This window comes from Microbacterium sufflavum, assembly GCF_023101165.1.
In the GTDB taxonomy this organism is placed as follows: Bacteria; Actinomycetota; Actinomycetes; order Actinomycetales; family Microbacteriaceae; genus Microbacterium; species Microbacterium sufflavum.
On sequence record NZ_CP078076.1, the window covers coordinates 1799820 to 1819361 of the forward strand.

24 protein-coding genes are annotated in these 19542 nt (G+C 69.9%); 17 read left to right on the forward strand and 7 right to left on the reverse strand.

Annotated elements, in window-relative coordinates:
• Positions 1-80 precede the first annotated feature (80 nt).
• The 9 genes from KV394_RS08815 (at position 81) to KV394_RS08855 (ending at position 5205) form a co-directional block, all read left to right on the forward strand.
• Positions 81-179 carry a 30S ribosomal protein bS22 gene (locus KV394_RS08815; RefSeq protein WP_003792170.1) on the forward strand — a complete coding sequence of 33 codons (99 nt, stop codon included), beginning with the start codon at positions 81-83 and terminating at the stop codon, positions 177-179.
• A 75-nt stretch (positions 180-254) separates the two neighbouring features.
• Complete coding sequence (locus tag KV394_RS08820; RefSeq protein WP_136035875.1) at positions 255-557, forward strand: rhodanese-like domain-containing protein; 303 nt, start codon at positions 255-257, stop codon at positions 555-557.
• Positions 554-850: a glutaredoxin family protein gene (locus tag KV394_RS08825; protein WP_136031972.1), complete on the forward strand. Its 297-nt coding sequence runs from the start codon at positions 554-556 to the stop codon at positions 848-850. Before KV394_RS08820 ends, KV394_RS08825 begins: the two co-directional genes overlap by 4 nt.
• Positions 847-1149, forward strand: a complete 303-nt coding sequence (locus KV394_RS08830; RefSeq protein WP_247981263.1) for a Dabb family protein — start codon at positions 847-849, stop codon at positions 1147-1149. The genes KV394_RS08825 and KV394_RS08830 overlap by 4 nt, the downstream gene beginning before the upstream one ends.
• 297 nt (positions 1150-1446) lie before the next feature.
• Complete coding sequence (locus tag KV394_RS08835; RefSeq protein ID WP_247981264.1) at positions 1447-1644, forward strand: hypothetical protein; 198 nt, start codon at positions 1447-1449, stop codon at positions 1642-1644.
• 217 nt (positions 1645-1861) lie between these two features.
• The gene (locus KV394_RS08840; RefSeq protein ID WP_247981265.1) at positions 1862-2674 is read left to right on the forward strand and encodes a basic amino acid ABC transporter substrate-binding protein; all 813 of its coding nucleotides are present in this window, start codon (positions 1862-1864) and stop codon (positions 2672-2674) included.
• Positions 2675-2708: 34 nt separating this feature from the next.
• Positions 2709-3506 (forward strand): amino acid ABC transporter permease, encoded by a 798-nt coding sequence (locus KV394_RS08845; RefSeq protein WP_136031967.1) that lies wholly within the window; start codon positions 2709-2711, stop codon positions 3504-3506.
• Positions 3503-4258: an amino acid ABC transporter ATP-binding protein gene (locus KV394_RS08850; protein WP_136031965.1), complete on the forward strand. Its 756-nt coding sequence runs from the start codon at positions 3503-3505 to the stop codon at positions 4256-4258. Before KV394_RS08845 ends, KV394_RS08850 begins: the two co-directional genes overlap by 4 nt.
• Positions 4259-4836: 578 nt before the next feature.
• On the forward strand, positions 4837-5205 hold the full coding sequence (locus KV394_RS08855) for a hypothetical protein (RefSeq protein WP_136032011.1): 369 nt from the start codon (positions 4837-4839) through the stop codon (positions 5203-5205).
• A 73-nt stretch (positions 5206-5278) separates the two neighbouring features.
• On the opposite strand, the gene KV394_RS08860 is transcribed toward KV394_RS08855, so the two are convergent.
• From KV394_RS08860 to KV394_RS08880, 5 genes are all read right to left on the reverse strand, one after another.
• Positions 5279-6370: an ABC transporter ATP-binding protein gene (locus KV394_RS08860; protein WP_247981266.1), complete on the reverse strand. Its 1092-nt coding sequence runs from the start codon at positions 6368-6370 to the stop codon at positions 5279-5281.
• Positions 6367-7158, reverse strand: coding sequence for an ABC transporter permease (locus tag KV394_RS08865; RefSeq protein WP_247981267.1), 792 nt, complete (start codon positions 7156-7158; stop codon positions 6367-6369). The genes KV394_RS08860 and KV394_RS08865 overlap by 4 nt, the downstream gene beginning before the upstream one ends.
• Positions 7155-8093 (reverse strand): ABC transporter permease, encoded by a 939-nt coding sequence (locus KV394_RS08870; protein ID WP_407665434.1) that lies wholly within the window; start codon positions 8091-8093, stop codon positions 7155-7157. The genes KV394_RS08865 and KV394_RS08870 overlap by 4 nt, the downstream gene beginning before the upstream one ends.
• A complete protein-coding gene (locus KV394_RS08875; RefSeq protein ID WP_247981268.1) occupies positions 8090-9235 on the reverse strand; it encodes an ABC transporter substrate-binding protein in 1146 nt (381 codons plus the stop codon). The genes KV394_RS08870 and KV394_RS08875 overlap by 4 nt, the downstream gene beginning before the upstream one ends.
• Before the next feature lie 159 nt (positions 9236-9394).
• Positions 9395-9907, reverse strand: coding sequence for a GNAT family N-acetyltransferase (locus tag KV394_RS08880; protein WP_136045354.1), 513 nt, complete (start codon positions 9905-9907; stop codon positions 9395-9397).
• Between the two features lie 107 nt (positions 9908-10014).
• On the opposite strand from KV394_RS08880, the gene KV394_RS08885 reads away from it, so the two are divergent.
• Positions 10015-10797, forward strand: coding sequence for a sulfite exporter TauE/SafE family protein (locus tag KV394_RS08885; RefSeq protein WP_136036377.1), 783 nt, complete (start codon positions 10015-10017; stop codon positions 10795-10797).
• Between the two features lie 92 nt (positions 10798-10889).
• Here the strand turns inward: KV394_RS08885 and aspS are convergent, their stop codons facing one another.
• On the reverse strand, positions 10890-12671 hold the full coding sequence (aspS, locus tag KV394_RS08890) for an aspartate--tRNA ligase (protein WP_206251732.1): 1782 nt from the start codon (positions 12669-12671) through the stop codon (positions 10890-10892).
• A gap of 117 nt (positions 12672-12788) precedes the next feature.
• Here aspS and KV394_RS08895 point away from each other — a divergent pair, with 117 nt between their 5' ends.
• Positions 12789-13187 carry a DUF5684 domain-containing protein gene (locus tag KV394_RS08895; RefSeq protein WP_240745361.1) on the forward strand — a complete coding sequence of 133 codons (399 nt, stop codon included), beginning with the start codon at positions 12789-12791 and terminating at the stop codon, positions 13185-13187.
• A gap of 1 nt (position 13188) precedes the next feature.
• On the forward strand, positions 13189-13830 hold the full coding sequence (locus tag KV394_RS08900) for a histidine phosphatase family protein (protein ID WP_136029737.1): 642 nt from the start codon (positions 13189-13191) through the stop codon (positions 13828-13830).
• A 35-nt stretch (positions 13831-13865) separates the two neighbouring features.
• On the opposite strand, the gene KV394_RS08905 is transcribed toward KV394_RS08900, so the two are convergent.
• Positions 13866-14771 (reverse strand): NAD(P)/FAD-dependent oxidoreductase, encoded by a 906-nt coding sequence (locus KV394_RS08905; RefSeq protein ID WP_247981269.1) that lies wholly within the window; start codon positions 14769-14771, stop codon positions 13866-13868.
• Between the two features lie 52 nt (positions 14772-14823).
• On the opposite strand from KV394_RS08905, the gene KV394_RS08910 reads away from it, so the two are divergent.
• From KV394_RS08910 to ccsB, 5 genes are read left to right on the forward strand one after another with little or no spacing between them, the layout of a single operon-like run.
• Positions 14824-15228 carry a MerR family transcriptional regulator gene (locus KV394_RS08910; RefSeq protein ID WP_136029742.1) on the forward strand — a complete coding sequence of 135 codons (405 nt, stop codon included), beginning with the start codon at positions 14824-14826 and terminating at the stop codon, positions 15226-15228.
• A gap of 56 nt (positions 15229-15284) precedes the next feature.
• Positions 15285-15935, forward strand: coding sequence for a TlpA family protein disulfide reductase (locus KV394_RS08915; protein WP_136029744.1), 651 nt, complete (start codon positions 15285-15287; stop codon positions 15933-15935).
• Between the two features lie 16 nt (positions 15936-15951).
• The gene (locus tag KV394_RS08920) at positions 15952-16710 is read left to right on the forward strand and encodes a cytochrome c biogenesis CcdA family protein (RefSeq protein WP_136029746.1); all 759 of its coding nucleotides are present in this window, start codon (positions 15952-15954) and stop codon (positions 16708-16710) included.
• 37 nt (positions 16711-16747) lie between these two features.
• Positions 16748-18514: a cytochrome c biogenesis protein ResB gene (gene resB / locus KV394_RS08925; protein WP_136029748.1), complete on the forward strand. Its 1767-nt coding sequence runs from the start codon at positions 16748-16750 to the stop codon at positions 18512-18514.
• 4 nt (positions 18515-18518) lie between these two features.
• Positions 18519-19499: a c-type cytochrome biogenesis protein CcsB gene (gene ccsB, locus KV394_RS08930; RefSeq protein WP_136029750.1), complete on the forward strand. Its 981-nt coding sequence runs from the start codon at positions 18519-18521 to the stop codon at positions 19497-19499.
• Positions 19500-19542: the final 43 nt, after the last annotated feature.

Here is a 19542-nt window from a genome sequence, read left to right on the forward strand (position 1 = left end):
GATGATCCGAGGCATTTTTTCGTGCCCGTACCCGGGTGTCCGATTCGGCGACACCCAGCCCCTGACTTAGTGAGGTTTCCGTGGGTTCTGTCATCAAGAAGCGCCGCAAGCGCATGGCGAAGAAGAAGCACCGCAAGCTGCTTCGCAAGACTCGCCACCAGCGCCGCAACAAGAAGTAAGCGGCCAGACACCGAGCGCCTGTCTTCGGACGGGCGCTTTGTGTCTCTGCCGTGCCGCACCGCCGAGAGGATGTCATGAAGTCGATCACCGTCGCCGAGCTCGCCGAGCGCTCCGGTACCCCGCTCATCGATGTCCGGGAGGTGCACGAGTTCGCCGCCGGCCACGTGCCGGGCGCGGTGAACATCCCGATGTCCGAGATCGGCAACCGTCTCGACGAACTGCCCGCTGAGTCCTTCGACGTGATCTGCCAGGCCGGCGGCCGTTCGGCTCGCGTGGTCGAGGCGCTCGAGGCGCGCGGCTATGACGCGACGAACGTCGAGGGCGGCACGGGCGAGTGGATCGCGCAGGGTCGCGAGGTCGAGGTGCCGTCGGCGTGACCACGCTCACCCTGATCGGCAAGCCCGACTGCCATCTGTGCGACGTGGCCTCCGAGGTCGTCGACGCCGTGGTCGCCGAGCTGCCCGACGCCGCCGCCGAGCGGATCGAGATCGTCGAGGCGTCGATCGCGGAAGACCCCGCGCTGTACGAGCAGTGGTGGGAGAAGATCCCGGTGGTGCTGATCGACGGCCGCCTGCACGCCCACTGGCGCGTCTCGCCCGACCGCCTGCGCGAGGCGCTGGAGGAAGCCGTGAGCGCCGACGCCCTGACCGATCAGGAGACACCCCGATGACCATTCGCCATGTCGTGGCCTGGAAGCTCGCCGCCGACGATGCGCAGACCCGCGCGGACCAGGCGGCCGAGGTCGCCCGCCGGCTGAACGCGCTCGACGGAGTCGTGCCCCAGCTGCTCCGGGTTTCCGCCGGCGCCAACGTCGCCCACTCCGACTTGAACTGGGACGTGACCCTGGTCGCGGACGTGGAGTCGCTCACGGCGCTCGAGGAGTACCAGGTGCACCCCGCGCACGTGGAGGTCGCGGGATACATCCGCTCGGTGGTCGCGTCCCGGGTCGCCGTCGACTTCGAGGTCTGACGCTCGCACCGGCATGCCTGCCGCATACGTAATTCCCACATTGATTGGTGGGACCCCTCAATTCGCGTGAGCCGCAGACCAGACTCCTTCGCAAAGCACCGCTCAGAGTGAGCGGGCTGTGACGAGAGGAACGTTGAAATGCGGAAATGGAAGTCCATCCTTGGTGCGGCGGCGATCTTTGCCCTCGCGGCGGGGACCTCAGCGCCAGCACAAGCCGCGGACTCGGCCGGAGCTAGCTGCGGTACTACAGTGACGAGTTGTGTCCTGACGATCAAGACGCATACAAGTTCGGGCAACGTGACCATCAACTGGCACAACACCAACGCCACGACGACACTCAAAGTGACGCTCTTCGGGCCATACAACTATCAGTGCACGCTCGAAGGCACAGGTGCCTCGGGTTCGAAGGTCTGCCCGAGTGTGCCGGGCGGGGATATGAAACTCACGGTGTACAAGCCCTTGAACAAGTACGCGTACTACGGAGCGGCTTGGTAGGTCGCGACGATTGTCTCCCCTGATGTCAGCCCGCGGCGGATGCTGTTGAGGCAGCCGCCGCGGGGTGCGTCGGGTAGCTGGCTGGGCTGCGATTCGCACCGAAACACAAACGTAATGCGGTCGTCTGCCCGTGTCATTGGTCACGCGACGAGCCGCATGTTTAGATGATCTCCTACCCGTCCGCGGGCGCACCCGCCCCCGAACCCCAGGAGTCGACATGCCTCGTCGTACCCTCTTCGCCGGTCTCGCACTCGTGGCCACCGCCACGTTCGCGCTCGCCGGATGCGCCACCGGATCGACCGACGCGGGCAGCAGCGACGCTCCCGCGGCCGGCGACGAATACGGTCTGATCGAGGCGGGCACCCTCTCTGTCTGCTCCGACATCCCCTACCCGCCGTTCGAGTTCCAGGGCGACGATGGAGAGTACACGGGCTTCGACATCGACCTGCTGGGCGCGATCGCGAAGCAGCTCGACCTGAAGCTTTCGGTGCAGGATGTGGGCTTCGAAGCTCTGCAGTCCGGGACCACCTTGGCGGCCGGTACGTGCGACGTCGGCGCCTCGGCCATGACGATCACCGAGGAGCGCAAGGCCAACATCGACTTCTCCGACCCGTACTACGACTCGCTGCAGTCGCTCCTGGTGCGCACCGACTCGGGCATCGAGTCGATCGACGACCTCGACGGGAAGAACGTGGGCGTGCAGCAGGGCACGACGGGTGAGTCCTACGCCGGGGAGAACGCGAAGGGCGCTCAGCTCGTGCAGTACCCGTCGGACGGCGAGCTGTGGCCGGCCATGCAGGCCGGGCAGATCGACGCGATCCTGCAGGACCAGCCGGTGAACCTCGAGCACGAGAAGGCCGACTCCGCCTACAAGATCGTGGAAACGTACGAGACCGACGAGTCCTACGGCTTCGCGTTCGCGAAGGGCGAGAAGGATGCTCTTCTCGAGGCGGTCAACGGCGCGCTGAAGGACCTCCGCGACAGCGGCGAGTACCAGAAGATCTACGACGAGTACTTCACGGCCAACTGAAGACGGAACTGAGTCGGTCGGGAGGACCTTGACAATGGCGTTGAGGCGCACCACGAAGAAGAAGCTGTACCGCTACACCGTCTATGCGGTGCTGATCGCTCTCGTCATCTGGGCGGCGATCAGCACCGACTGGGCGCGGATCGCCACGATGTACTTCAACCCGGAGATCGCGGCGAAGATGCTCCCGGGGATCATCACCACCGCGCTCGTGAACACCCTGTGGTTCACCGCCGTGGCGTTCGTGGGCGGTTTGCTGCTCGGCGTGGTCCTCGCGCTGATGAAGCTGTCGGAGATCGGGCCGTTCCGCTGGATCGCGACGTGCTGGATCGAACTGTTCCGCGGACTCCCGGCGATCCTCACGATCTTCGCGATCGCCTACATCGTGCCGATCGGCATGGGTATCCCCGGTACGAAGCTCGGCGGGCCGGTAGTCCTCGGGCTGATCGGTCTGATCCTCGTGGCATCGGCGTACATGGCCGAGACCATTCGCGCCGGCCTGCAGGCGGTGCCGAAGGGGCAGACCGAGGCGGCCCGCTCGCTCGGCATGTCGCCCATGAAGACGACGTTCTGGATCGTGGTGCCGCAGGGCTTCCGCATCATCATCCCGCCGCTGACGAACGAGTTCGTGCTGCTGCTGAAGGACACCTCGCTGCTGTTCGTGGCCGGGTCGTTCATCTGGTCGAAGGAGCTCACGACGTTCGCCCGCGACGCCAGTACGCAGAACGCCAACGGGACGCCGCTGATCATGGCTGCGATCCTGTACCTGATCGTGACGATCCCCCTCACGCGGTTCAGCGCGTGGCTGGAGCGACGGATGGCGAGGAGCCGATGACCACCGATCTGATCGACGTCCACGCGCCCGCGATCGACATCCAGGGGCTCGTGAAGACGTTCGGAGACAACGAGGTGCTCAAGGGCATCGACCTCACGGTCACGGCAGGCGAGGTCGTCTGCGTGATCGGCCCGTCCGGCTCCGGCAAGTCCACGCTGCTGCGCTCGGTGAACCTGCTGGAGGAGCCCACCGGTGGCAAGGTGCTGATCGAGGGCATCGACATCACCGACCCCGACGTCGACATCGACCGGGTGCGCACCCGCATCGGCATGGTGTTCCAGAGCTTCAACCTGTTCCCGCACCTGAGCGTGCTCGGCAACCTGACGATCGCGCAGCAGCGGGTGAAGAAGCGGTCGAAGGCGGAGTCCGAGAAGGTCGCGCACGCGATGCTGGAGCGAGTGGGCCTGGCCGAGAAGGCGGGCGCCTATCCGGGTCACCTGTCGGGCGGGCAGCAGCAGCGCGTCGCGATCGCCCGAGCGCTGTGCATGAACCCCGACATGATGCTCTTCGACGAGCCCACCTCCGCGCTCGACCCCGAGCTGGTCGGCGAGGTGCTGTCGGTCATGCGGTCGCTCGCCGACGAGGGCATGACGATGCTGGTCGTGACCCACGAGATGGGCTTCGCGCGTGAGGTCGGCTCGCGGCTGATCTTCATGGACGGCGGTCACATCGTCGAGGAGGGCGACCCGCACGAGGTGCTCGCCGATCCGCAGCACCAGCGCACCAGGGACTTCCTGTCCCGCGTGCTCTGAAGCACCGACGAACGAACCCCCTGCCGCCGGGATGGCGACAGGGGGTTTCGTTCTTCTTACCGCGGTCCCTCGGCTGCGACGACCTCCGCGGGGAGGCCGGAGACGCGCTACCGATATACAACGCGGCGGAAGGGCGTTCGGAGGCGTGGATCCGGAGGTTCGCCGGGTATCGTGTGCAGGTCGATCGCTGGGGCGGTCGACGGAATCTGGGGACAAGTCGGCGGCGATCCGGGACGGATCGGCGACGACTCGTGGTGACACAAGGGGGACCGATGGCTGTCTTCGGCCGTCGTCGACGTGAGATCGACGTTGCGAACACACGCGCGGAATCGGCCGACGCCGCCGCGCCCGATGACGACGCGCTCCGCGCGCTCGAGGACCTGTTCTCGACACTCCCGCCACCGCCTCCGCGCCCCGCGCTGCGCGCGCACGCACTCGTCGACCGCGACGCGGGCCCGGCGCTCCTTCCGACCCTCACGCCCGGCGGCGATGACCCGATCGCACCGACCCCGGGCACACCCCTCATCGAGCGGGACACCTCGCTCGACCGCACCCGTACAGAACCTCAGGGAGAACGAATGGCACAACTGGAACAGTCCGTGCAGGAGCTTCTGACGATCGACGGCGCCGTGGGCGTCGCGATCGCGGACTCCGCGTCCGGCATGGCTCTCGCGCAGGGCGGTCACCCCGCCTTCGACCTCGGTGTCGCCGCGGCCGGGAACTCCAATGTCGTCCGCGCGAAGCTGCAGACGATGAAGGAGCTCGGCATCGCCAGTCGGATCGACGACATCCTCATCACGCTCGACGACCAGTACCACCTGATCAATGTGCTCAGCAGCAGCGGCACCGAAGGACTCTTCGTCTACCTGGTGCTCGACAAGGCGAAGGCGAACCTGGCGCTCGCCCGCCACAAGCTCGCCACCGTCGCCGGGCAGATCACCATCTGACCTGGAAACCGAACGGAGACCCTGCGGCCAGACGGCCGCGGGGTCTCCGACGTTCCAGGTGGGCCTCCGCCGCTCAGCCGCGCGGATGGACCACCACGGGCTCCGGGTCGACCGCGATGCGGACGCGGTCGCCGAACGCGGGGTGCACACCCGGCGCGTGCTGCACGCGCACGAGCTCGCCCGACTCCGTGCGCACCAGCGTGCGGCGCATGCTGCCGAGGAACGTGCTCTCCTCCACCAGAGCATCGGTCGCCGCGTCCGCCTCCGACGCGAAGTGCACGTTCTCCGGTCGCAGGTACACGTCGACCGGGCCGTCGGCCGGCGTCTGCAACGGCAGGCGCTGCCCCCACACCACGACGTGGTCGCCCTCCGCGACACCGGACACCACGCTCGACAGCCCGACGAACGCGGCGACCCCCGCCGTGGACGGAGCGGTGTACAGCTCCTCCGGGGTGCCGATCTGTTCGATGCGCCCCGCGTTCATCACGGCGATGCGGTCGGACACGGCCAGCGCCTCCTCCTGGTCGTGCGTGACGAAGACCGTGGTGATGCCCAGTCGGAGCTGGAGGCGGCGGATCTCGTCGCGGAGCTGCACGCGCACCTTCGCGTCGAGCGCCGACAGGGGCTCGTCCAGCAGCAGCACCCGGGGTTCGGCGACCAGTGCCCGCGCGAGGGCGACCCGCTGCTGCTGCCCACCCGACAACTGGTGCGGGAAGCGATCGGCGAGGTCGGCGAGACCAACGAGAGCCAGGGCGTCGAGCGACCGTCGTGCCGCCTCGGCCCGGCCGACTCCGCGGCGTCGCAGACCGAAGGCCGTGTTGTCGACCACGCGCAGGTGCGGGAACAGCGAGTACGACTGGAACACCATGCCGATGTCGCGCTTGTTGGTCGCCACCCGAGAGACGTCTCCGCCGCCGAGCAGGACCGCACCGCCATCCGCGACCTCGAGCCCGGCGAGCACGCGCAGCAGCGTGGTCTTGCCGCATCCGGACGGGCCCAGCAGCGACACGAACTCGCCCGGCGCGATGTCGAGATCGACGCCGTGCAGCACGGTCGTGCCGCCGTAGCGCTTCACGATGCCCTCGAGCTGCACGCGGGTGCCCTCGCCGGCCCGCGCGAGCAGCAGGTTGTCCTTCGTGCGGGGGAGGGCGTGGTCGAGGGTCATGAGCGGGCCTTTCGGGAGCCGCGTGCGACGCGGCCGATCAGGAGGAGCAGGAGGAAGACGAGCAGCAGCGCCAGCAGGGTGAAGATCGTCGGCGCGTAGGGGTCCTGCTTCTGCACGACGAGCATCGCCGTCTGGAACACCGGACGGTTCAGGAGGGAGGCGATCGTGAACTCTCCCAGGACCACGGCGATCGACAGCAGCGACGCGGCCAGCAGCCCCTGGCGGAGGTTCGGCGCGAGCACGCGGAGCACCACGGCCGGCCAGCTCGCGCCGAGGGAACGGGCCGCCTCCGACAGCGTGCGAAGGTCGGCCGCGTCGATCGCCGCCTGGATCGACCGGAAGGCGAACGGCAGCACGGTGATGCCGTAGGCGAACGCGAGCGTCCAGGTGCCGGTGCCGAGGGTGCGACCGATCTGCAGATAGAGGGGTGCGAGGCCGACCACCAGCACGATCGCCGGGATCGAGATGGGCAGGAGCGCGAGGAACTCGAACGCGGGCTTCAGCCGCGGGAAGCGCAGGTTCACCAGGATCATCGTCGGGGCCAGTACCAGCAGGACGATCGCGACGGTCACGACGGCGAGGATCAGCGAGTTGCCGAGTCCCGTCCAGATCGGCCGGAGCGCGGCCGTCGCAGCGGGGTCGAACAGCGCGGCCCAGTGCTCGAACGACGGTCCGTCGGCACCACGGAGCGTGAACAGTAACGTCGACACGAGCGGTACAGCGAAGAAAGCGCCGACGAGCACACCGATCACCCAGCGCGTGGTGCGGGACGGGGCGAGACGGTTCACGAGCGCCACCGCGCAGCCCGGCGCTGGATCAGCGAGTACAGGCCCATCACCACGCCGACCACCACGATCATGCCGAGGGCGAGCGCCCCGGCGAGGTTCTCCCTCCCCAGCAGCGTCTCGCTCGTGAGGGCGGTACGGATCTGCAGCGGCACGATCTGCGAGCCCTGGCTGGCCAGCGCCGCGGCGGTCGCGTACGACGAGAAGGCGTTCGCGAACAGCAGCAGCAGGCTGGCGAGGAACGAGGGCGCGAGCACGGGCAGGCCGATGCGCAGCCAGAAGCTCGCCCGCGTGCCGCCCAGCGTGAGGTTCGCCTCGGCCCACTGCGGCTGCAGGGCGGCGAGGGCGGGCATGAACGTGATGACCATGAGCGGCACCTGGAAGTAGATGTAGGGCAGGACGAGCCCGGGCAGCTCGTAGAGCCAGGTGCCGTTCGCGAAGATGTCGACGCCGAGCGTGTCGCGCAGGAAGACCGTGACCACCCCCTGGATGCCGATCGTGGCGATGAACGCGAACGCCAGCATCACCCCGCCGAACTGGGCGAGCACCCCGGCTGCCGCATCGACCGCCCGGCGCACGGCGCCCTCGGGCGGAGCGCCGAGCAGCGCGTAGCAGACCAGGGCCCCCACGACCGCTCCGACCGCGGCCGTGAGCAGCGACAGCCCGGCCGAGTTCGCGAACGTCCTCAGGACCACGGGGTCGCCCAGTGCCTCCACGTTCGCCATCGTGACCGCGCCGTCGTCATCGAAGAACCCCGAGCCGACGGCGAGCACCGTCGGCACGGCGAGGAACAGCACCACGTAGGCCGCGAAGGGGACCAGCCCCAGCCACGCGAACGACGGCGCGGACCGCCGGGCCCCCGCGTCACGCGCGGGCCCGGCGGTGGGGGCGGGGGCGGACGCCGCGACGTCCGCCCCCGGTGCGACGACGGTGGTCACTGGACCGCCGCGGCCCACTTCTCGCCGAGCAGCGTGCCGGCGTTCGTCGACTGCTCCTCGGTCGGCACGACGGTCTCCGCCGGTGCCTCGGGCAGCGCGGCGGCGAGGTCGGCGTCGATCGTGCCCGCCTCCGTCATGGCCTCCATGCGCACCGGACGGGCGCCGCCCTTCAGCCACAGGTTCTGCACCTCGTCGCTGTAGAGGAACTCCTGCCACAGTCGCGCGGCGGCCGGGTGCGGGGCGTCGGCGTTGATGGCCTGGTTGTAGTAGCCGGCGTAACCGGTGCCGTCGAGCACGACGACCTTCCAGTCGGGGTTGTCGGCCGTGTGGGCGGCGTTCAGGTAGTCCCAGTCGAACACCACCGGGGTCTCACCGCTGGCGATGGTGGCGGTGGTCACGTCGACCTTGAGCAGGTTGCCGGCCTTCTGCAGCTCGGAGAAGAAGTCGATGCCGGGCTGGAAGTCGTCGAGCGTGCCGTCCGACTGCACGGTCGCGAGGCCCACCGCGGCGAACGCGGCACCGGCCTGCGTGGGGTCGCCGTTGATCGCGACCGCGCCCTTGTAGTCGGCGGAGAGCAGGTCGTCGAGCTCGGACGGTGCGTCGTACTTCGACGAGTCGTAGCCGATCGACATGTACCCGCCGTAGTCGCCCACGAACAGCCCGCTCGGCTCCTTGAGCTCGTCGGGGATGTCGTCCCACGTCTGCACCGTGTACGGCGCGAAGGCGTCGGTGTTCTGCAGGGCCACGGTGAGGCCGAGGTCGAACACGTCGGGCGCCGTGTCGAGGCCCTTGTTCGTCTCGGCGGCCTGGATCTCCTCCGCGCTGGACACGTCGGGCGAGGCCTCGTTGATCGTGATCTCGGGGTACTTCTCGGCGAAGAGATCGAGGATCTCGCCGTAGTTCGCCCAGTCGCGCGGGAGCGCGATGACGTTGAGCTGTCCCTCGGCCTTGGCGGCGGCCTCCAGATCGGCGAACGTGCCGAAGTCGGCCACCGACGTGGCCGCCGACGCGTCGACGTCGGACTCTCCGGAGCCGGAGCCCGACGCGTCGGCGGCGCCGGAGCAGGCGCTCAGTGCGAGCGCGGCCGTGGTGGCGAGGGCGATGCCGGCGCCGATGCGCGCGCGGCGGGTGAAGCGTGCCATGAGTATCCTCTCGGTGCCCGGCGCGGGTTCGCCGGGGTCGGGTTGCGAGAGGACACTACGAGCCGGAGGTTGCCGCTCGTGGCGGCCGCGGTGAACGGACGGTGTCCGATGGGTGGCGCGCGGGCGCGGGACCGACAGGCGGGCCGGCGCGGCCGCCGGTCAGTGCGGGACGGTGAGCTTGAAGCCGCGGTGCGAGCCGACGTAGCCGAGACGCTCGTAGAAGCGGTGCGCGTCGGTGCGGGCGGCATCGGAGGTCAGCTGCACCATCGCGGCGCCGAGCGCGGGCGCGGCCTGTTCCCCGACCCAGCGCATCACGGCCCCGCCGAGACCCGCCGAACGCAGATCGCTGCGCACGCGCACGGCTTCGACCAGCAGGCGACGGGCTCCGCGGCGTGCCATGCCGGGGATCGACGTGAGCTGCAACGTGCCGACGACGGCCCCGCCGAGCTCGACCACCAGCAGGTCGTTGGACGGGTCGTCGAGGATGTCCGTCAGGCCGCGCTCATAGGCGGGGCGATCCTCGTCGGAGGCCACATCACCGCGGGCGGCGCTGATGGGGTCGTCGGCGAGCAGCGCGATCACCGCATCGGTGTCGTCCAGGGTGGCCCGCCGCAGGACGGCCTCGCCGACGCGCGACGGGAAGGGGAAGGGCAGGGGGAGGGCGTCGAGCATGGCACCAGTCTCTCAGGGGCGCGGATGCGGGAGGAGGGTGCACTCTCTGGAATCATGGCCGGGTGGATATCGGCACGGTGCTCGGGCTCGAGCAGCTCACCTGGGGGATGCTGATCCTCGTGATCGTCGCGGCGTTCTGCGCCGGCTGGATCGACGCGGTCGTGGGCGGCGGGGGTCTGCTGCAACTGCCCGCGCTGCTGCTGATCCCCGGTATCGCGCCGGTGCAGGCCCTGGCCACCAACAAGCTCGCGTCGGTGTTCGGCACGGCGACGAGCAGTGTCACGTACTACCGTCGCGCGAAACCCGACATCCGCACGGCTCTGCCCATGGCGGTGATCGCGCTGCTCGGCTCGTTCGGGGGAGCCGCGGTCGCCACGGTGCTTCCGCCCGCCGCGTTCAAGCCGATCATCGTGGTCGCACTCCTCGCGGTCGCCCTGTTCACGGCGCTCCGCCCGCAGCTCGGCGCCGCGACGCAGCTGCGCTTCCACGGCCACAAGCACCACCTCATGGCGGGCCTCGCCGGCCTCGGCATCGGCTTCTACGACGGGATGATCGGGCCGGGCACCGGCACGTTCCTGGTGATCACCCTCGTGGCGCTGCTCGGCTATGACTTCCTGCAGGCCAGCGCGAAGGCGAAGATCGTGAACCTCGCCACGAACCTGGGCGCGCTGCTGCTGTTCATCCCGCACGGGTCGGTGCTGTGGCTGCTGGGCGGCATCCTCGCGGTCGCGAACGTCGCGGGCAGCTACCTGGGGTCGCGCATGGCGATCTCGCGCGGCACCACGTTCATCCGCGTGGTGTTCCTCGTGGTGGTCGTCGCGCTCATCGCGAAGCTGGGCGTGGACGTGTGGAACGAGAACATCGTCCCGGCTCTCGCCTCGCTCCGCTGAACCGTCCGCGGCTCACACGACGACGCCGGGTCGGGCAGGTTCCGTGGGGAACCGCCCGACCCGGCGCGAGTGCCTGATCGTGCGCGAGCGGCTCAGGCCGCGTCGTCGTCGGGCTCGTAGTCCACGCCGGCCTCGGCGCGCTGCTCCGGGGTGATCGGGGCGGGCGCGGAGGTCAGCGGGTCGTACCCGTTGCCCGACTTCGGGAAGGCGATGACGTCGCGGATCGACTCGGTCTTCGACAGGTGCTGCAGCACGCGGTCCATGCCCAGCGCGATGCCGCCGTGCGGGGGAGCGCCGAACGAGAACGCGTCGAGCAGGAAGCCGAACTGCTCCTGCGCGACCTCGTCGCTGATGCCCATGACCTCGAAGACCCGCTTCTGCACGTCTTCGCGGTGGATGCGGATCGAGCCGCCGCCGAGCTCGGAGCCGTTGCACACGATGTCGTACGCGTAGGCGAGGGCCGAGCCGGGGTCGGTGTCGAACGTGTCCTCGAACTCGGGCTTCGGGCCGGTGAACGCGTGGTGCACGGCCGTCCAGGCGCCCGCGCCCACCGCGACGTCACCCGAGGCCACCGCGTCGGCGGCGGGCTCGAACATCGGGGCGTCGACGACCCAGGTGAACGCGAACTCGTCCGGGTTCAGGTAACCCAGGCGGCGGCCGATCTCCACGCGCGCGGCGCCGAGCAGCGCCCGGCTCTCCTTGGTGGATCCGGCGGCGAAGAACACGCAGTCGCCCGGCTCGGCGCCCACGAACTCCGCGAGACCCGCCTGCTCCGCCTCGGACAGGTTCTTCGCGGCGGGGCCGCCCAGGGTGCCGTCCTCGTTGAACAGCACGTAGGCGAGACCGCGGGCGCCGCGCTGCTTGGCCCAGTCCTGCCAGGCGTCGAGCACCTTGCGCGGCTGCGAGGCGCCGCCGGGCATACGCACCGCGCCGACGTACTCGGCCTGGAACACCCGGAACGGGGTGTCCGCGAAGTACTCGGTCGCCTCGACGAGCTCGAGCCCGAAGCGCAGGTCGGGCTTGTCGGAGCCGTACTTCGCCATCGCCTCGGCGTAGGTGATGCGCGGCAGCGGGGTCTGCACCTCCACGCCGATCGTCTTCCACATCGCCACGATGAGCGACTCCATGAGGGCGATCACGTCTTCCTGCTCGACGAAGCTCATCTCGATGTCGAGCTGCGTGAACTCGGGCTGCCGGTCGGCGCGGAAGTCCTCGTCGCGGTAGCAGCGGGCGATCTGGTAGTACTTCTCCACGCCGCCGACCATGAGCAGCTGCTTGAACAGCTGCGGCGACTGGGGCAGCGCGTACCAGCTGCCCGGGTGCAGCCGCGCCGGCACCACGAAGTCGCGGGCGCCCTCGGGGGTGGAGCGGGTGAGGGTGGGGGTCTCGACCTCGGTGAAGCCGTCGGCGTGCAGCACGTCGCGGACGGCCTTGTACACGTCGGAGCGCAGACGCAGCGCGGAGGCCGCGGCCGGACGGCGAAGGTCGAGGTAGCGGTACTTGAGACGCGCCTCCTCGCCCACGGTCTCGGTGTCGGCCAGCGCCGTGGAGACCTGGAAGGGGAGCGGAGCCGAGGGGTTCAGCACCTCGACCTCGGCCGCGATGACCTCGATCTCGCCCGACGGGAGGTTCGGGTTGGCATTGCCCTCGGGGCGGCGCGAGACCTCGCCCGTGACCTTGAGCACGAACTCGTTGCGCAGCGGGTGGGCGACCTCCTCGTCGCGGATGACCACCTGGGCGATGCCCGAGGCATCCCGCAGATCGATGAACGCGACGCCTCCGTGGTCACGACGACGATCGACCCACCCGGTGAGGGTGACGGTCTGACCGATGTTCTCGGCGCGCAGGGAGCCTGCGGTGTGGGTGCGCAGCACGGAGTATTCCTTCTGATCTGGGAAATGGAGAACCCGCCCAGTCTACGGGGGTGCGCGGCCCCTTCTCACGGGACGGCCCGTCCCTCAGTAGGGTGTCTGTGAACGGAAGGTGCCCCCATGAACCTCGCTCTCGTCCCCGCGGCCGACGTCCCGGTCGTCCCCGACTTCCTCGGCCAGTTCCTCTCCGGGACCACCGGCGTGGTGGCGTTGATCTTCTACATCCTCCTCGCCGTCGCCTGGTGGAAGGTGTTCACCAAGGCCGGATATCCGGGCATCCTCGCCCTCATCCCGATCGTCAACGCGATCTTCCTTTTGCGCATCGCCGGGATGTCGGGCTGGTGGGTCCTGCTCTACCTGGTGCCGATCGCCAACGTGGTGCTCGCGATCGTCGTGGCCGTGAAGGTCGGCGCCCGCTTCGGCAAGGGCGGCGTCTTCTCCTTCTTCCTCCTCTTCGTGTTCTCGTTCATCGGATACTTCATCCTCGGCTTCGGCGATTCCCGCTACCGCGAGATCTGACGTGGGGGTATCGCGACTGCACCTCGTGCGGCACGGTGAGGTGCACAACCCCGCCCGCGTGCTGTACGGCCGGCTGCCTGACTATCACCTGAGCCGCGCGGGCCGCGGGATGGCGGCGTCGGCGGCCGCGCACGTGGCGCAGCTCGGCGACCCCGTGGCGGCGCTGTACGCCTCGCCGCTGGAGCGCGCGCAGGAGTCGGCGGAGCCGTTCGCCGAGCGGTTCGACCTGGTGCCGGAGATCGACATCCGTCTGATCGAGCCGACGAACGTCTTCGAGGGCACCCGCATGCGCCGGTCGCTGATGAACCCGCTCAACTGGTGGCATCTGCGGCAGCCGTCGGTCCCCAGCTGGGGCGAGCCGTACGCGTCGATCGCGGAGCGCATGCTCGGGATCATGGATGAGGCGTGGACGGCCGCACTGGAGAGCACGACCGAGGGCGACATCGTGATGGTGTCGCACCAGGCGCCCATCTGGATCACGCACCTGCGCGTGGCGGGGCTTCCGCTGCAGCACGACCCCCGCACGCGGCGCTGCGCCCTGTCGAGCGTCACCTCGTTCGAGCGCGTGGGTGACGTGTGGCGCGAGGTCGCCTACGCGGAGCCCGCCGCCACGGGCGACGCGGTCGACGTCGGCGCGGTCTGACCCGCCGCCGTCACCCCGCGCCCGTGGCCTCGGGCTCAGTGGGCGTCCTCCAGCAGTGACCGGATGACGCCGATCGCCGCGAGCTGACCGGCCGCGGCGGCGAGCAGCACCGCGGCCATCGGCCCGGGGAGGGTCGCGCGATGGGCGAGGTCGCCCGCCGCGAAGACGCCGCCGACCGAGGTGTGTCCGAGCTCGTCGATCTCGATCGAGCCGGAGTCGAGCATCCGCAGTCCCAGGTCGGCCGCGAAGGGGGCGCGCTGGCGCGCCGAGGCCGCGGCGACGAAGACTCCGGCCACGTCGAGGTCGCCGTCGGCCGTGCGCACGCGCACCCCCGCGCCGTGCTCCGAGACCTCGGCCGCAGGCCCGGCGACCCGCACCCCGAGGCCCTCGAGCCGAGCGCGGTCGTCGTCGCCGAGCGGCGCGTCCACCGGCACCACGGTGATGTCGCCGACGACGGGCCCGAGCAGTCCGATCAGGTGCTCCGCGCGCGGGGCGGGGCCGAGGATCGCGATCGGACGACCGGCGTGCTCGTGGCCGTCGCAGAACGGGCAGGTGAACGCCTTCAGCCCCCACAGCGGCGCGAGTCCCGGCACCGCGGGGAGGTCGTCGGCCACGCCGGTCGCGAGCACCACGCGTCGTCCGCGTTCGACCGAGCCGTCGGCGAGCGTCACGCGGAAGCCCTCCGTGGCGGAACCCTCGATGCGCCGCGCCGCGGTGTCGCGCACGGTCACCGTGTCGTAGGCGGTGAGCTCCCGCCGGGCGCGGGCGCGCAGCTCCGCCGGGGGTGTGCCGTCCTCGCCGATCATGTTGTGCATGTGCTGCACCGTCCCATTGCGGTACTCGCCCGAATCGAGCAGCAGCGCCGAGCGGTGCATGCGTCCGAGGGTCAGGGCCGCCTGGAGCCCGGCCGGTCCCGCCCCGATCACGATCGCGTCGTGCATGGTGTCGTCCTCTCTTCTTGCCTTCCTCGCCAGTGTGTGACTTCATGTCAACATGAAGTCAAGCGACAGCCACCCCTGGTCCGTCGGCGAGGTCGCCGCCCGCTTCGACCTGCCCACCCACGTGCTGCGGCACTGGGAGTCGGTCGGGTTGCTCCGCCCGCCGCGTGATGCGGCAGGTCGGCGACGCTACGGCGAGGACGAGGTCGTGCGGATCGCCGTGATCCAGCGCAGCAAGGCGGCCGGCATGAGCCTCGAGCAGATCGCCGTGCTGCTCGACGACGGCAGCGCGGGCCGGCACCAGGTGCTGCAGCAGCACCTCGACGACCTCGACCGGCGCATGGAGGAGATGCGGCGCTCGCGGGAGATGACCGAGCACGCGATGGGCTGCCGTGCGCACGACATCGCGACGTGCCCGCGCTTCCGCGCGAGCGTCGCCGACGTGCTCGCGCGCCTCTGATTCCCCCCGGGGGGTACCCGGCCGATGCATAGGATGCTCTGCGTAAACTCGGAGCCGTGCCCCTCGCCCCCAGAATCCCTCCGATTCGCCGCGGCCGCACCTCCCACCCCCGGCATGCCCGCCGAGCGGTCGGAGCCGCGTTCGCCGCGGTGCTCGCCGTCGGCCTGACCGCGTGCGCCCCCGACGCCGTCAGCGAATCCTTCCTGAGCGGGGAGAACACCGGCTACGTCGCCGCGGACGGCGCGATCGTCGAGATCCCGGTCGCCGAACGTGGCGAACCCGTCGAGTTCGGCGGGGTCACCGAGACCGGTGACGACTTCGACAGCGCCGACGTCGCCGGCGACGTCACCGTCGTCAACTTCTGGTACGCCGGGTGCGCCCCGTGCCGCCTCGAAGCGGCCGATCTGGAGAGCGTCTGGAAGGAGTACGAGGACCAGGGCGTGTCCTTCATCGGCGTCAACACGCGCGACCAGGCCGACACGGCCACCGCGTTCGCGGAGGAGTACGGCGTCACGTACCCGAGCCTGATCGACGTCGACACCGCGGAGGCCAAGCTCGCGTTCGCGGAGGCCGTGCCGATCTCGGCCACCCCGACCACCCTCGTGCTCGACAAGCAGGGCCGCGTGGCCGCGAAGATCATCGGGCCGATCGACGGGACCTCCGTGCTCTCCACGCTCGTCAAGGACGCCCTCGCGGAGGACTCGTGACCCGCGCGGAGGCGCCGTGAACCCCGACGTCATCATCGGCTCCGGCGCCCTCTGGCTCGCGCTGCCCGTGGCGATGCTCGCCGGGCTCGTGTCGTTCGTGTCGCCGTGCGTGCTCCCGCTCGTCCCCGGCTACCTCGGATTCCTGGGCGGAGCGGTCGCCCCGCGAGGCTCCGCCGACGGCACGACGCAGACCGCGACCCGCAGTCGCCTCGTGCTGGGCGTGCTGCTGTTCATCCTCGGCTTCACGGTCGTGTTCATCCTCTTCACGGTGCTCGGCGGCACGGCGGGCGCGTTCCTGCTGCGCTGGGGCGACCTCATCACGCGCATCCTCGGCGTCGTGATCATCGCGATGGGGCTGGTGTTCCTCGGCCTGTTCGGCTTCGCGCAGCGCGAGTTCCGCTTCCACGTCGACTCCAAGGCCGGGATCATCGGCGCTCCGCTGCTGGGTGTCGCGCTCGGCATCGGCTGGGCGCCGTGCATGGGGCCGACGCTCGCCGCGATCCTGGCGCTGTCGTTCAACGCCGGCGACCCGGTGCGCGCCGGCTTCCTCGGGCTGGCGTACTCCCTCGGCCTCGGCATCCCGTTCCTGCTGGTCGCCCTCGGCTTCGGCTGGGCGACCAGGGCGATCGGCTTCCTGCGCCGCCACGTGCGCATCGTGAACATCGTGGGCGGCGTCATGCTCATCCTGCTCGGCGTGCTGATGGTGACCGGGCTGTGGACCGACATCATGTCCCGGCTGACGGCGGTGATCGGCAGTGTCATCCTCCCGCTCTGACCGCGCAGAGCACACCACCACGAAGAACAAGGGTGCCGTGAACAGCGACTCCAGCGATCCGCTCCGTCCGTCCGACCACGTCGACGGCGACGACTCGATCACCCAGCCGCGGCTCGGGGTCGTCGGCTGGCTGCGGTGGGGCTGGCGTCAGCTGACGTCGATGCGTACCGCGCTGATCCTGCTGCTCGTGCTCGCGATCGCCGCCATCCCCGGCTCGATCTTCCCCCAGCGCATGGCCGACCCGAACGGCGTCACGCAGTGGGAACGCGACAACCCCGACCTGTTCCCGATCCTCGACGGCCTGAAGCTGTTCGACGTCTACCTGTCGCCGTGGTTCTCCGCCATCTACCTGCTGCTGTTCACGTCGCTCGTGGGCTGCGTGATCCCGCGCATCAAGCACCACGCGAAGGCGCTGCGTGCGCGTCCGCCGCGGACTCCCGCCCGGCTCCAGCGCCTGGAGGACCACCGGTCGGTCACGCGCGACCCGGTCGCCGGCTCCGGCACGGGCACCGGTGACGCGGAGGCGGAGGCGGCCGCCGCGATCGATGTCGCGACGACGCAGCTCAAGGCGCTCGGCTACCGCGTGGAGCGCTACGACCGCGGCCGCACGTTCTCGGTGTCGGCCGAGCGCGGGTACTGGCGCGAGACCGGGAACCTGCTGTTCCACCTGGCTCTGGTCGGCGTGCTCGTGACGATCGGCGTCGGCGGCGGTTTCGCGTACACCGGGCAGCGGGTGCTGGTGGAGGGGGAGACGTTCGCGAACACCCTGCTCGACTACGACTCCATGAACCGCGGCCGCTTCGTGACCGACGACGCGTTCGCGCCCTACTCGATGCGCCTCGACTCGTTCGACGTGACGTACCAGCCGTTCGGCGAGCCCGGCTCGGGTCAGGCGGGGAACTTCTCGGCCAACATGACCATCCTCGAGAACGGCGAGGAGCGCGAGGGCTCCGTCAAGGTGAACGAGCCGCTGGGCGTCGCCGACGACGACGTGTTCCTGCTCGGCAACGGCTATGCGCCGACCGTCACCGTGCGCGACCCCGAGGGCACGGTCGTGTTCACGGGCAGCACCCCGTTCCTCCCGCAGGACACGAACATGACCTCGCTCGGGGTGCTCAAGGTGCCGGACGGCCTCGCCGAGCAGGTGGGCCTCGTCGGCTTCTTCTACCCGACGACGGGTGTGCTCGACTCCGGTGCGTTCTTCTCCGGCTACCCCGACCTGACCAACCCCACCCTCACGCTCGACGTGTACACGGGCGACCTCGGCATCAACGACGGGGTGCCGCGCTCGGTGTACGTGCTCGACACGTCCGACATGACCAAGCTCACGGGGCGCTCGACCGACGTCGAGTCGATCGAGCTCGCGCCGGGCGAGACCGCGGAGCTGCCGAACGGGCTCGGCTCGGTCACCTTCGAGGACGAGTCGCCGGAGGGCGCGACCGATGCCTCCCAGTCGGTGAAGCGCTTCGCCTCCCTGCAGATCCACCGCGACGAATCCGGCGTGTTCGTGCTGGGCTTCGCCATCCTCGCGCTGGCCGGGCTCATGCTCGCGCTGTTCGTGCCGCGACGGCGCGTGTGGGTCAAGGCCACGGCCGCCGACGGCGCGGTGGAGCTGGAGTACGCGGCGCTCGCCCGCGGCGAGGACCCGACGCTCGCGCGGGCCGTGGACGACATCCGCGACGGTCACGCCCGACTGCTCGACGCCGCGGGCGGCACCGTCGCCCGCACCCCCGACGACGCGGAGGCCGAGACCGCGTCCGCGGAAACCGCACCCCCGGCCGCCGACACCACGAAAGTAGACTGACACCATGCTCGAGCTCACCGTGATCTCGCCTGTCCTGCTGTGGACCGCGATCGCGATCTATGCGGCCGCCTTCGTGGCGTACGCCTTCGATCTCGCGCGCCGCTCCCAGGCCTCCGCCGACGCCGTCTCCGTGCGGGAGGGCGAACTGGTGGCGGCGGGCGGCGTCCGTGGCGCGGCATCCCCCGCGACCGGGGCCCCGGCCGCGACCGCTGCCCCGCAGCGCTTCGTGATGGCGCGCATCGGCACGTCGCTCACGGTGCTCGGGTTCGTGTTCCACCTCGCGGCCACCGTGACCCGCAGCATCGCCGCCGGCCGGGTGCCGTGGGCCAACCTGTACGAGTTCGCGATGGTCGGCACGCTGCTCATCATCGCGGTGTACCTCGTGGTGCTCACGCGCCTCGATCTGCGCTTCCTCGGCACGTTCATCACGGGGCTCGTGGTGGTGCTCCTCGGGCTGGGGGCGACGAACTTCTACGTCGAGGTCTCGCCGCTGATGGACCCGCTCAAGAGCGTGTGGCTCATCATCCACGTGTTCGTGGCGTCGCTGGCGACCGCGTTCTTCGCGCTGGCGTTCGCGCTGTCGGTGATCCAGCTGATGCAGTCCCGCCGCGAGCGTCTGCTCGGCGAGGGCGCCGCCAAGACGGGACCGGGCTTCCTGCGCACGTTCCCGACCGCGGAGCGCCTGGAGAGCCTGGCGTACATGTTCTCGATCATCGGCTTCATCCTGTGGACGTTCACCCTCATCGCCGGGTCGATCTGGGCGTACTACGCGTGGAGCCGCTTCTGGGGCTTCGACGTGAAGGAGACCTGGACGTTCGTGATCTGGGTGCTCTACGCGGGCTACATCCACGCGCGGGCGACGCGCGGGTGGCGCGGCAACCCCTCGGCGTGGCTGTCGATCGTCGGCTTCACCGCGGTGATCTTCAACTTCACGATCGTCAACGTGTTCTTCAAGGGCCTGCACGCATACTCCGGCCTGAGCTGATCCGCTGCCCCCGGGCAGCAGAAGCGACCGCGACGAGAACGCC